Below are 12269 nucleotides of genomic sequence, written 5' to 3'. Positions count from 1 at the left end.
CACGCAGCAAAAAGAGGCCGGGCGCCAAGCGCCCGGCCTCTTTGCCGTCTGGGGTCGCGATCCGTGAGATCACGACCCGCTGGGTCAGAGCGCTTCGATCTTCTCGCGCTGTTCGACCAGCAGCCGGCGCGCGGCCTCGAAGTCGGCCAGCTTGGCGCGCTCCTTCTCGACCACCGCGGCAGGGGCCTTGGCGACGAAGCTCTCGTTGCCGAGCTTCTTCTCGATGCCGCCGATCAGCTTCTCCTGCTTGTCGATCTCCTTGGCCAGGCGCGCGAGCTCGGCGTCCTTGTCGATCAGGTCGGCCATGGGCACCAGCACCTCCATCTCGCCGACCAGCTGGGTCGCCGAGAGCGGCGCCTGCTCGGGGTCGTCGAGCCACTCGACGCGCTCGAGCTTGGCCAGTTTGGAGAGGAACAGGCGGTTGGCTGCCAGGCGCTCGGCGTCCTCCGGCCCGCCCTTGGTGAGCAGCGCCTCCAGCGGCTTGCCCGGGGCGATGTTCATCTCGGCGCGGATGTTGCGTACCGCCACGATCACGCCCTTGAGCCACTCGATGTCGCGGGTCGCGCGCTCATCGACCAGGGCCTCGTCGGCCAGCGGCCAGGGCTGGTTCATGATCGAGCCGCCCTCGTCGGTCGCGAGGGTGCCGGCGAGCGGCGCGACGCGCTGCCAGATCTCCTCGGAGATGAAGGGCATCATCGGGTGGGCCAGGCGCAGGATCGTCTCGAGTACCCGCACCAGGGTCCGGCGGGTGCCGCGCTTGGCGGCCTCACTAGCGCCCTCGTCCCAGAGCACCGGCTTGGAGAGCTCCAGGTACCAGTCGCAGTACTCGTTCCACACGAAGTCATAGAGCGCCTGGGAGGCGTGGTCGAAGCGGAACTCCTCCATCGCCTTGGTCACCTGGGCCTGGGTCTGCTGCAGGCGCGAGACGATCCAGCGGTCGGCCAGCGACAGCTCGACCTCGCCGTCATCCAGGCCGGTGTCCTGGCCCTCGGCGTTCATCAGCACGTAGCGCGAGGCGTTCCACAGCTTGTTGCAGAAGTTGCGATAGCCGTCCAGGCGGCCCATGTCGAACTTGATGTCGCGCCCGGTGGTGGCCTGGGAGAGAAAGGTGTAGCGCAGGGCGTCGGTGCCGTGGGGCTCGATGCCCTCGGGGAACTCGGCGCGGGTCGCCTTGGCGATCGCCTTGGCCTTCTGCGGCTGCATCATGTTGCCGGTGCGCTTCTCGACCAGGGTCTCCAGCGAGATACCGTCGATCAGGTCGATGGGATCGAGCACGTTGCCCTTGGACTTGGACATCTTCTGGCCCTGGCCGTCGCGGACCAGGCCGTGCACGTACACCTGCTTGAAGGGCACCTCGCCGGTGAACTTGAGCGTCATCATGATCATCCGGGCGACCCAGAAGAAGATGATGTCGAAGCCGGTGACCAGCACGCTCGAGGGGTGGAAGGTGGCCAGTTCCGGCGTCTGTTCGGGCCAGCCCAGGGTGCCGAAGGTCCAGAGCCCGGAGCTGAACCAGGTATCGAGCACGTCCTCGTCCTGGGTCAGTTCGAGGTCGGCGGGCAGGCCGTGCTTCTCGCGGGCCTCGGCCTCGCTTCTCGCCACGTAGACGTTGCCCTCGGTGTCGTACCAGGCGGGGATGCGGTGGCCCCACCACAGCTGGCGCGAGATGCACCAGTCCTGGAGGTCGCGCATCCAGGCGAAGTACATGTTCTCGTAGTTCTTGGGCACGAACTCGATGTCGCCGTTCTCCACCGCGGCGATGGCGGGCCTGGCGAGCTCCTCCACGGCGACGAACCACTGATCGGTGAGCAGCGGCTCGATGACATCGCCTGAGCGGTCCCCGTAGGGCAGGGTGTTGCTGACCGTCTCCACCTGCTCGAGCAGGCCGGCGGCGTCCATGTCGGCGACGATGCGCTCGCGGGCCTCGAAGCGGCCGAGGCCGGCGTAGGCGGCGGGCAGGCTCGGGTCGATCTCCGCAAGCGGCCGTCCCTGGAGGTCGAACGCCTCGGCGGTCTCGCGCACCGCGGCGTCCTGGGTGAAGACGTTGATCAGCGGAAGGCCCTGACGCTTGCCGACCTCGTAGTCGTTGAAGTCGTGGGCCGGGGTGATCTTCACGCAGCCCGAGCCCTTCTCCATGTCGGCGTGCTCGTCGGCCACCACCGGGATGCGCCGGCCCACCAGCGGCAGCTCGACGAACTTGCCGACCAGCGAGGCGTAGCGCGGATCCTCCGGGTTGACCGCCACGGCGCTGTCGCCGAGCAGGGTCTCGGGGCGGGTGGTGGCGACCACCAGGTAGCCCTTGCCGTCGTCGGTAGTGACGCCGTCGGCGAGCGGATAGCGGAAGTGCCAGAAGCTGCCCTGCTGGTCCTTGTTCTCGACCTCGAGATCCGAGATCGCGGTGTGCAGGGTCGGGTCCCAGTTGACCAGCCGCTTGCCGCGGTAGATGAGGTTCTCTTCATGCAGGCGCACGAAGACCTCCTGCACGGCCTTGTAGAAGCCGTCATCCATGGTGAAGCGCTCGCGGCTCCAGTCGACGCTGGCCCCCATGCGGCGCAGCTGGCGGGTGATCTCGCCGCCGGACTCGTGCTTCCACTCCCAGATCTTGTCGGTGAAGGCCTCGCGCCCGAGATCGTGGCGGCTCTTGCCCTCTTCCGCGGCGACCTTGCGCTCCACCAGCATCTGGGTGGCGATGCCGGCGTGGTCGGTGCCGACCTGCCACAGGGTGTTGCGCCCCTGCATCCGCCGCCAGCGGGTCAGGGTGTCCATGATGGTGTCCTGGAAGGCGTGGCCCATGTGCAGGCTGCCGGTGACGTTGGGCGGCGGGATCATGATGGAGAAGGGCTCGCCCTCGCCGGAGGGGGCGAAGCGGTTGTCGGCCTCCCAGCGCTCGTACCAGCGGGTTTCGATCTGCTCGGGTTGGTAGGTCTTGTCCATGGGGGCTTCCGGGTATTCAGGGTGGCGTCGAGGCACGGCAGGCCGCGTCATGGCGGCGCCGCAGGGCGCGAAAAATGGGCTCGATTATAGCCTGCCCGGCGGGCCGGCGTCATGGGCGAGGGCGGATCAGCCCTGGCCGCGCAGCTGGTGCGGGGTGACCGGGTAGCCGCGCTTCTTGTAGGTCTGCCAGCACTCGCGCTTGGCGATCAGCACGTCCTGATGCTGGTTGATGATCTCGGCGACCCGCTCGAAGCGCGAGAACCACTCGGGAATGCCCGGGTGCAGGTTGAGCAGCGCCTGGGCGCCCGGCTCCGGCGGGCCCTCCCAGCCGATGGTCACCGGCACCGTCGGCTCCTGGTCGCTGCCGAGCAGGGCGTGGGGCAGATAGGCGTCGGGGCGGAAGGTCCAGAGCCGCTCGTCGAGCTCGCGGGCCATGGCCTCGTCCTCGGCGTGCAGGTGCAGCCGGTAGCCCTTGCGGTAGATCGTCTCGGCCAGCCGGCAGGCGAAGCCGAAGCGGGCCTCCAGGGTGGTATCGGGCAGGATGTAGAAGTCGATGCGGGTCATGGGATCTCGAAGGGGACTGGTGCTCGCTTGCCCGTGCCGGGAAAGTGTCCTCAGCCTCAGGGTGCCGGACTCGCCGGCGGCAGGACCCCGCGAGGGCGCTGTGAACCCATCCCTGGGCGCTACCTTTGCCATCCATGGCAAAGGACTCTCGCTATGTCCTGCCCCCGGCGGTCAGCGCACGGTTGTCGGGGCTCAGGCGAGTCGGGTCAGCCAGCCGCGGGTGTCTTCGCTGCGGCCGTACTGCAGGTCGAGCAGGCGGGTGCGCAGGCGCTTGGCCACCTCGTTGTCGCCCTCGGCGGCGAGCCGGATGCTGCCCTCCTCGGTGACCAGCTCGCCCACCGGGGTGATCACCGCGGCGGTGCCGCAGGCGAAGACCTCGGTGATCTCGCCGGAGGCCGCGCCCTCGCGCCACTCGTCGATGCTGATCGGGCGTTCCTCCGGGGTCAGCCCCTCGTCGCCGGCCAGGGTCAGCACCGAGTCGCGGGTCACGCCCTCGAGGATGGTGTCGGTGAGGCGCGGGGTGACGATGCGGCCATCCTTGAACACGAAGAACAGGTTCATGCCGCCGAGCTCCTCGATCCACTTGTTCTCGGCGGCGTCGAGGAAGGCGACCTGGCTGCAGTCGTGGGCCGCGGCCTCCTTCTGGGCGGCCAGCGAGGCGGCGTAGTTGCCGCCACACTTGGCGAAGCCGGTGCCGCCCGCAGCGGCGCGCTTGTAGTGCGAGGAGAGCCAGATCGAGACCGGCTTCACGCCGCCCTGGAAGTAGGCCGCCGCCGGCGAGGCGATGACGTAGTAGTCGACCTCATGGGAGGGGCGAACGCCGAGGAAGGTCTCGCTGGCGATCATGAAGGGCCGCAGGTAGAGGCTCGACTCGTCGCTCTCGTCGGCCGGGGTGGGCACCCACGCCTGGTCACTGGCCAGCAGCGCCTTCAGCGAATCGATGAAGTCCTCGTCGGAGAGCTCCGGCAGTGCCAGGCGACGCGCGCTGCGACGGAAGCGCTCGGCGTTCTTCTCGGGGCGGAAGGTCCAGACCGAACCGTCGGCATGGCGGTAGGCCTTCACCCCCTCGAAGATCTCCTGGCCGTAGTGCAGCACGGCGGCGGCGGGGTCCAGGGTCAGCGGGCCGTAGGGACGCACCTCGTGGCCATGCCAGCCGCCGTCGAGGGTCCAGCGCACGTGGGCCATGTGATCGGTGAAGTAGCGACCGAAGCCGGGGTTGGTGAGGATCTGCTCACGGATCTGCGGCGCGGTCGGCTGGGTCGTGGCGAGTACGGAAAAACGTTCGATGGACACGGCAAGGGGTCTCCACTTGTGGCGGGGCGCCGTCGGGCGCCCTCGGCACGAAAAAAGGAACCGGGCCGGCGAGGGCCCGGTGCATGAGAGTCGTCACCCCACATGAAAAGGTCACCGCGGGGAAAAGGCAACCCTGCCGCGGGCGAATCAGTCGTCGGCGACCTCGACTTCGCTGTCGGTCTCGCGGTCCAGCAGGTACTGGGTCAGTAGACCCACCGGGCGTCCGCTGGCGCCCTTCTGCTTGCCCGAGGTCCAGGCGGTGCCGGCGATGTCCAGGTGCGCCCAGGGGAACTTGTCGGCGAAGCGCGAGAGGAAGCAGGCGGCGGTGATGGTGCCGGCCGGACGGCCGCCGATGTTCGCCAGGTCGGCGAAGTTGGAGGAGAGCTGCTCCTGGTACTCGTCCCACAGCGGCAGGTGCCAGGCGCGGTCCCAGGCGGTCTCGCCGGCATCCAGGATATCCAGCGCCAGGTCGTCGTCGTTGGAGAGCAGGCCGGTGGCGTGATGGCCCAGGGCGATGATGGCGGCCCCGGTCAGGGTGGCGATGTCGACGACGCTGGCCGGCTCGAAGCGCTCGGCGTAGGTCAGGGCGTCGCACAGCACCAGGCGACCCTCGGCATCGGTGTTGAGCACCTCCACGGAGAGGCCCTTGAGGGTCTGGATGATGTCGCCGGGCTTGGTGGCGCGGCCGTCGGGCATGTTCTCGGCGGCGGCCACGATGGCCACCAGGTTGATCCTGGGCTTGATGGCGAGCACCGAGGTGACGGTGCCGAACACGCTGGCGGCGCCGCACATGTCGAACTTCATCTCGTCCATGGCCTCGCCGGGCTTGAGCGAGATGCCGCCGGTATCGAAGGTGATGCCCTTGCCGACCAGTACGTGAGGCGCCTCGTCGGCCTCCTCGGCACCCTGGTACTTCATCACGATCAGTCGCGAGGGCTCGGCGCTGCCGCGACCCACGGAGAGCAGGCTGTGGGCGCCGAGCTCCTCCAGCGCCGCCTCGTCGAGGATCTCGGCGGTCAGCGCGCCGTCGGATTCGGCGGCCAGCTGCTCGGCGCGCTCGGCCAGGAAGCTCGGTGTGCAGACGTTGCCGGGCAGGTTGCCCAGCGTGCGGGTGGTCGCCACGCCCTGGCCGATGGCGTCGCCCACGCGCGCGCCCTGGCGGGCCGCGTCGGCGTCGCCCTGCTCGCTGATCAGCAGGGTGACCTTCTCCAGGCGCGGCGCAGGCGCCTTCTCAGCCTTGAAGTCGTCGAAGCGGTAGATGGCGCGATGGGCGGCCTCGGCCACCATGCGGGCCTTCCAGTCGCAGCCCCGGTCGGCTACCGGGACGTCGGTGAAGGCCACCGCGACATCCTCGGCGGGCAGCGGCGCGATCGCGGTGAAGGCGGCGTCCACGGCCTTGCGGAAGGCGCCTTCCTGGCACTTGGCGCGCTCGCCCAGCCCCACCAGCATCAGTCGGTCCGTGTTGAGCCCCGGCGCGAAGGGCACCATCAGGACGTTGCCCAGCGTGGCCTCGAAATCGCCGCGATCGATCAGCTGGCCGATCAGCCGCTCGCTGGCGTTGTCGAGCTTGGCGGCGGCGGGCAGCAGCTCACCGTCCTTGAATACCGGGACCACGAGACAGGCCGTCTCGACCTTGGCGGGGTTGGCCGTCTGAACGGGGAATTCCATGGAGTCTCCACAAGACAAGCTTTGGGGTTACAAGCGAAGGGTGATTCTGGATAATGCCGGCACGTTGCCGAGTCATCCCAGTGTACCCAAGGCAAGGCGTCATTGCATGGAAGATGGCGGGCACCGGGGGGTGTCCAGCCGGGAGACAACGTTGATCATATTTCGTTACCTGACCCGTGAAATCCTGCTGACCATGTCCGCCGTGGCCGGCATCCTGTTGCTGGTGATCATGGGCAGTCGTTTCATCCGCTACTTCTCCAACGCGGCGGAAGGGGAGATCCCGGTGAGCATCCTCGGCACCCTGATGCTCTTTCACTTGCCGGGCTTTCTCGAGCTGATCCTGCCGCTGGCCTTCTTCCTGGGGATCCTGCTGGCCTACGGGCAGCTCTACCTTAACAGCGAGATCACCGTGCTGGTGGCCTGTGGCACGAGCCCCCATCGCCTGCTGCAGGTCAGCCTGGTGCCGGCGACCCTGGTGGCGCTGCTGGCCGGTCTCTGCAGCCTGTGGCTGACCCCGGCCGGGGCGCTGCACAACGAGGTGCTTCTCGAGGAGCAGCGCAGCCGGCTCGACTTCACGGCGCTGGCGCCGGGACGCTTCCAGGACTTCGGCGGCGGGCGCACGGCCTATACCGAGGGCTTCAACGACGACGGCACGCGGATGCAGGAGGTCTTCATCAGCGAGCGCCAGTCGCGCAGCGACACGACCCCGGAAAGCGTGGTGACCCGGGCGCGGAGCGGCTACCAGACCGTCGATGACGAGACCGGCAGCCGCTTTCTGGTGCTGGAAGAGGGCGAGCGCTACAGCGTCGACCCCGGCCGCGCCGAGGCCGAGCGCCTCGAGTTCGGCACCTACGCCGTGCGCCTCTCCGGGGCCGCCCAGGGCGCGGAACTCGACGCCCCCGAGTACGCCACCACCGCCGCGCTGTTCAGCGCCGAGGCCCTGCCGGCCCGGGCCCAGCTGCAGTGGCGCCTCGGCCTGCCGCTGATGGTCTTCATCCTGACCCTGCTGGCCATGCCGCTCTCGCGGGTCAACCCGCGCCAGGGACGCTTCTCCAAGCTGCTGCCGGCGATCTTTCTCTACGTGGCCTACCTCAGCCTGCTGCTGGCGGCGATGGACGCCATCGGTCGCGGCAGCTGGCCGGTGGTGATCGGCATGTGGCCGATCCACGGCGGCTTCCTGGCCATCGGCCTGGCCATGATGGCCAGGGCCCAGCACAAGGGAATGAGCGGATGATCACCGACCGTCTCGATCGCTATATCGCCCGCAACGTGCTGGGCGCCATCCTCGTCGTGCAGGTCGTGCTGCTGGGGCTGGACCTGGTGATCACCTACATCAACGACCTCGGCGACGTCGAGGGCGACTACGGCGCCTTCGAGGTGCTGCTCTATCTGCTGATGCGCCTGCCCTGGCGTTTCTATCAATATGCGCCGGTGGGGGTGCTGATCGGCGCGCTGATCGGCCTGGGCAGCATGGCCTCGAGCAACGAGCTCACCGTGATGCGCGCCGCCGGCCGCTCCCTGGTGCGCATCCTCTGGGGAGTGATGAAGCCGATCATCCTGGTGATCCTGGTGGTGCTGACCATCGCCGAGTTCGTCAGCCCCCGCACCGAACAGTTCGCCAGCGCCTGGCGCCTCGAGCAGATGCAGGGCGAAGGGGCGCTGCTCACCGAGCGGGGCGGCTGGCAGCGTGAGGGGGACGACGTCTATCGCTTCGGCGCCATCCGCGCCGACGACACCGTGCTCGACCTGACCCGCTATCGCTTCGCGGGCCACCGGCTCACCGAGGCGCTGAGCGCGCGCCAGGCGGTCTGGCAGGATGATCACTGGCAGCTCAGGCAGGTCGCCGTGACCCGCTTCGACGGGGGGCGAACCGAGGTTCAACACCACGACACCCTGCCCTGGGAGACCGCCATGACCCCCGCGCAGCTCGACCGGCTGCTGCGCGACGTCGAGACCCAGGCCCCCAGCGAGCTGTGGACCTATGCCCGTTACCTGCGCGAGCAGGGACAGCAGGCGACCCAGCCGCTGCTCTATTTCTGGCAGAAGATGCTGATGCCGCTGACCATGGCCTCGCTGGTGCTGGTGGCGGCCTCCTTCGTGTTCGGCCCCCTGCGGACCGTGGCGGCCGGCACTCGGGTCTTCTACGGCGTGGTCACCGGCCTCATCTTCAAGTACCTCCAGGACCTGCTGGGGCCCGCATCGACGGTGTTCGGCTTCTCGCCGGCCTGGGCGGTGCTGGCGCCGATCCTGCTGTGTGCCGGGCTGGGCCTGTACCTATTGCGCCGTACCGGCTGAGACGAGGATCCCATGCAGCGACGTTTCGATCGACTCGACGAAGTCTGGCCGGCCGGCCTCGGCCGGCGGCTGGGCGCCATGCTCTACGACGGCCTGCTGGTGCTGGCGATCTGGATCGTCATCGCCGCGCTTCACCTGGCGGTGGTGCGGCTGGTGCTCGGGGTGCCGGCCGAGCAGGTCGGCGTGGGGCCCGTCCAGGTGCTCTCGCTGCGCCTGCTGATGGCGCTCGGCGCCTTCGTGTTCTTCGCTTTCTTCTGGACCCGGGGCGGCATGACGCTGGGCATGCAGGCCTGGCGGCTCAGGGTGCAGACCCTCGATGGCGCCTCGATCACCGCCTTCCAGGCGCTGCAGCGCTTCCTGGTGGCGACCATCTCGCTGGCCGCCTTCGGCCTCGGCTATCTATGGATCCTCTTCGACGGCGAGCGGCGCAGCTGGCCGGACATCGTCTCCAATACCCGGGTGGTGGTGCTGCCCAAGCGTCGCTGAGTCGCGCCGGCGGCGGGAGAGAAAACCTGATATCGATCAGATTTTCACCACTCGGCGCTTGCGGTTACCCATGCGAATCATTTACATTCACCTCATGACCAGCGTGAGGTGATGACATGTACGTGTGTCTCTGCAAGAACGTGACCGACCATCGTATCCGCGGCGCCGTCGAGGAGGGGGCGCGCAGCTGGCGCGAGGTCCAGCAGCAGACGGGCTGCGCGACCCAGTGTGGCAAGTGTGCCGGCACGGGCAAGGACATCACCCGCGAGGCCATCAAGGCCGAGATGAATGCCGCCGCCGAGGGGCTCGCCTACGCCGTGTGACGGCAATCGTTATCGTTCGCCTTGAGTTTTCCAACTCTATGATTTGATTGAGTTATCTCTGACGATGTCTACACTGGGGTGCCATGAGCTGGCCAGGCCGACGCGCCCATGCCAAGCTGGAATCGTGTACTGACAACCGTGATCGAGGTAATGAGATGAAAGGCGACAGCAAGGTCATCGAGCACCTGAATACCGCGCTTGGCAACGAGCTGGTGGCGATCAATCAGTACTTCCTGCATGCGAAGATGTACAAGGACTGGGGCCTGAAGGCGCTGGCCAAATGGGAGTACGACGAGTCCATCGAGGAGATGAACCACGCCGACAAGCTGATAGAGCGTATCCTGTTCCTCGAGGGCATCCCCAACCTGCAGGATCTGGGCAAGCTCAACATCGGCGAGAACGTTCGCGAGATGCTCGAGTGCGACCTCAAGATCGAGCACGAGGGCCGCCAGGACTACATCGACGCGATCACCTACTGCGAGCAGGTAAAGGACTACGTCAGCCGCGATCTCTTCCGTGACATCCTCGCCGACGAAGAGGATCACATCGATCACATCGAGACCGAGCTTGGCCTGATCGACAAGGTCGGGATCGAGAACTACCTGATGAAGCAGATGCAGGAAGCCGGCGACGAGTAACGCCCCACTCGATCACAGGATCGTTTATCCGAATACCAAGCGCCCCGTGGCCAGCCGGCCACGGGGCGCTTCGTCGTCTGAGGGCCTGGCTTACGGGAAGGCTTTCTCCAGGGCGAAGCGCGGCACCGGCTCGCCCTGCACCTCGACGGTCTCGAGGAACATGTCCAGCGGTCGCGTCCAGAGCCCGTAGTCGCCGTACAGCGCGCGGTAGACCACCAGCGGCTCCTCGGTCTCGCTGTGCCGGGCGACGCCGAGCACCTCGTAGAGCGGACCCTTGTAGTGGCGGTAGATGCCGCGGGGGGCCTTGTTGTCCATGGCAGCGGTTCCTCTGCTGAAGATGGGGATCGTGAGCGTCAGGGGGCGGCGGCCTGTTTCGCCAGCCGCGCCAGCACCCGGGAAGCGGCGGTGAAGCCGAAGCTGCCGGTGACGAAGGTGGCCGCGCCGAAGCCCGAGGCGCAGTCGAGCCGGGTCGCCTCGCCGTCGCCGGGCTTCTGCAGGCAGACCTCGCCGTCGCTGCTCGGGTAGACGAGCTGCTCGTCGGAGTAGACGCACTCCACCGAGAAGCGCCGCTTGGGGTTGCGCGAGAAGCCGAAGTCGCGGCGCAGGCGGGCGCGCACCTTGGCCAGCAGCGGGTCGTGCTCGGTACGGGTCAGGTCGGCCACGCGGATGCGGGTGGGGTCGGTCTGGCCGCCGGCGGCACCGGTCACCACGATCGGCAGCTTGCGGCGCTTGCACCAGGCGATCAGCGCCGCCTTGGCGACCACGCTGTCGATGGCGTCCACCAGCTGGTCGGCATCCTTCGGGATGCGCTGGGCGAGGTTCGCGGGGGTGACGAAGGCGGCGTCGGCGACCACCTCGATGCCCGGCTGGATGGCGCGGCAGCGCTCGGCCAGCACCTCCACCTTGGGGCGGCCGATGGTGCCGTCCAGGGCGTGCAGCTGGCGATTGACGTTGGAGACGCAGACGTCGTCCAGGTCGATCAGCGTCAGCTTGCCGATCCCGGAGCGCGCCAGCGCCTCCACCGTCCAGCTGCCCACGCCGCCCACGCCCACCACCACCACGTGGGCGGTGCGGAAGCGCTCGGCGGCGCGCCGGCCGTAGAGCCGGCGAATGCCGCCGAAGCGGGCCTCGACGTCGTCGGGCGCGGAGGAGGGCGGGGGGAGCGGGGCGGTATCGGTCATGGCATCACGCTTGAGAGGGAGAGCGGGTCGGCGTCGGCAGGTGGCCCGTCCAGCCGAAGCGTTCGAAGAGGGCCGTCATGGTGGCGTCCAGCGGGCAGTGGAGATCGAGGCGCTCACCGCTCACCGGATGATCGAGGGCCAGGCCCACCGCGGCCAGCAGCAGGCGGGGGCAGGCCAGCTGCTCGGCGAAGAAGCGGTTGTGGTTGCCCTTGCCGTGCTTGGCGTCGCCGATGATCGGGTAGCCGCGCCGCGAGAGATGCCGGCGGATCTGGTGGCGACGGCCGGTGAGGGGGCGCGCCTCCATCAGCGAGTAGCGGCTCTGGGGGTAGCGATCCACGCGCACCGGCAGCTCCACGCTGTCGAGCCGGCGGACGTCGGTCGTCGCCTCCATGGCGGGCATCTCCGCCTTGGGGCGGCGGCCATCCTCCTCGCGCAGCGGGTAGTCCAGGCGCTCCTGCGCCGGACCGATGCCGCGCACCACCGCCAGGTAGCGCTTGGTCACCCGGCGCTCGGTGAAGGCCGCCTGGAGCGACGCCGCGATCTCGGGATCCAGGGCGAAGACGATCACCCCGGAGGTGGGGCGATCCAGGCGGTGCACCGGATAGACCCGCCGCCCCAGCTGGTTGCGCAGGCGTTGCAGCAGGAACTCGCGCTCGCCGCGGGCAAGCGCGCTGCGATGCACCAGCAGGCCGGCCGGCTTGTGCACGGCGACCAGGTGGTCATCCTGATGGAGAAGGCTGAGCGGTGGCGTCATCGGAGCATCGGGGCCGGGACAAGGGGGCGCCATTGTCGCCCCCCGGCGCCGCGCTGTCATCCCGGCCGTGCCGGCTCACGGCGCGCACTCGGGTCTCCCGCCCGTTCCGGGCTCAGGGGCCGCCCGGGCGAGG

At 68.5% G+C, this 12269-nt stretch carries 12 protein-coding genes; 5 read left to right on the top strand and 7 right to left on the bottom strand.

Annotated features, from left to right (window positions below; all coding sequences use genetic code 11):
* Positions 1-84: 84 nt before the first annotated feature.
* From ACGTNG_RS03135 to ACGTNG_RS03120, 4 genes are all read right to left on the bottom strand, one after another.
* Positions 85-2934: a valine--tRNA ligase gene (locus ACGTNG_RS03135; RefSeq protein WP_394575419.1), complete on the bottom strand. Its 2850-nt coding sequence runs from the start codon at positions 2932-2934 to the stop codon at positions 85-87.
* A gap of 126 nt (positions 2935-3060) precedes the next feature.
* On the bottom strand, positions 3061-3498 hold the full coding sequence (locus ACGTNG_RS03130) for a DNA polymerase III subunit chi (protein WP_394575418.1): 438 nt from the start codon (positions 3496-3498) through the stop codon (positions 3061-3063).
* Positions 3499-3690: 192 nt separating this feature from the next.
* Positions 3691-4791 carry a branched-chain amino acid aminotransferase gene (locus ACGTNG_RS03125; protein ID WP_394575417.1) on the bottom strand — a complete coding sequence of 367 codons (1101 nt, stop codon included), beginning with the start codon at positions 4789-4791 and terminating at the stop codon, positions 3691-3693.
* 147 nt (positions 4792-4938) lie between these two features.
* Positions 4939-6459, bottom strand: a complete 1521-nt coding sequence (locus ACGTNG_RS03120) for a leucyl aminopeptidase (RefSeq protein WP_394575416.1) — start codon at positions 6457-6459, stop codon at positions 4939-4941.
* Between the two features lie 151 nt (positions 6460-6610).
* Here ACGTNG_RS03120 and lptF point away from each other — a divergent pair, with 151 nt between their 5' ends.
* The 5 genes from lptF to bfr all read left to right on the top strand — a co-directional run bounded on the left by lptF (position 6611) and on the right by bfr (position 10201).
* Positions 6611-7693 carry an LPS export ABC transporter permease LptF gene (gene lptF / locus ACGTNG_RS03115; protein WP_394575414.1) on the top strand — a complete coding sequence of 361 codons (1083 nt, stop codon included), beginning with the start codon at positions 6611-6613 and terminating at the stop codon, positions 7691-7693.
* Positions 7690-8754: an LPS export ABC transporter permease LptG gene (lptG, locus tag ACGTNG_RS03110; protein ID WP_394575413.1), complete on the top strand. Its 1065-nt coding sequence runs from the start codon at positions 7690-7692 to the stop codon at positions 8752-8754. Before lptF ends, lptG begins: the two co-directional genes overlap by 4 nt.
* 12 nt (positions 8755-8766) lie before the next feature.
* Positions 8767-9240, top strand: a complete 474-nt coding sequence (locus tag ACGTNG_RS03105; protein WP_394575412.1) for an RDD family protein — start codon at positions 8767-8769, stop codon at positions 9238-9240.
* A gap of 116 nt (positions 9241-9356) precedes the next feature.
* Entirely contained in the window at positions 9357-9563 is a 207-nt protein-coding gene (locus ACGTNG_RS03100) for a (2Fe-2S)-binding protein (protein WP_394575411.1), read from the top strand.
* Positions 9564-9718: 155 nt separating this feature from the next.
* Positions 9719-10201, top strand: a complete 483-nt coding sequence (gene bfr / locus ACGTNG_RS03095; protein ID WP_394575410.1) for a bacterioferritin — start codon at positions 9719-9721, stop codon at positions 10199-10201.
* Positions 10202-10291: 90 nt separating this feature from the next.
* On the opposite strand, the gene ACGTNG_RS03090 is transcribed toward bfr, so the two are convergent.
* Genes ACGTNG_RS03090 through ACGTNG_RS03080 form a run of 3 tightly spaced genes read right to left on the bottom strand, consistent with a single transcriptional unit; the run spans position 10292 to position 12136 of the window.
* Positions 10292-10516, bottom strand: coding sequence for a DUF1653 domain-containing protein (locus ACGTNG_RS03090; RefSeq protein ID WP_138181735.1), 225 nt, complete (start codon positions 10514-10516; stop codon positions 10292-10294).
* Positions 10517-10554: 38 nt separating this feature from the next.
* Positions 10555-11382 carry a tRNA cyclic N6-threonylcarbamoyladenosine(37) synthase TcdA gene (tcdA, locus tag ACGTNG_RS03085; protein ID WP_394575409.1) on the bottom strand — a complete coding sequence of 276 codons (828 nt, stop codon included), beginning with the start codon at positions 11380-11382 and terminating at the stop codon, positions 10555-10557.
* A gap of 4 nt (positions 11383-11386) precedes the next feature.
* Positions 11387-12136, bottom strand: a complete 750-nt coding sequence (locus ACGTNG_RS03080) for a pseudouridine synthase (protein WP_394575408.1) — start codon at positions 12134-12136, stop codon at positions 11387-11389.
* Between the last annotated feature and the right edge of the window lie 133 nt (positions 12137-12269).

This window comes from Halomonas sp. B23F22_3 (genome assembly GCF_043496965.1).
In the GTDB taxonomy this organism is placed as follows: domain Bacteria; phylum Pseudomonadota; class Gammaproteobacteria; order Pseudomonadales; family Halomonadaceae; genus Halomonas.
Note: the sequence above shows the minus strand (reverse complement) of the source record. Positions and strands in the feature narration are given on the sequence as shown.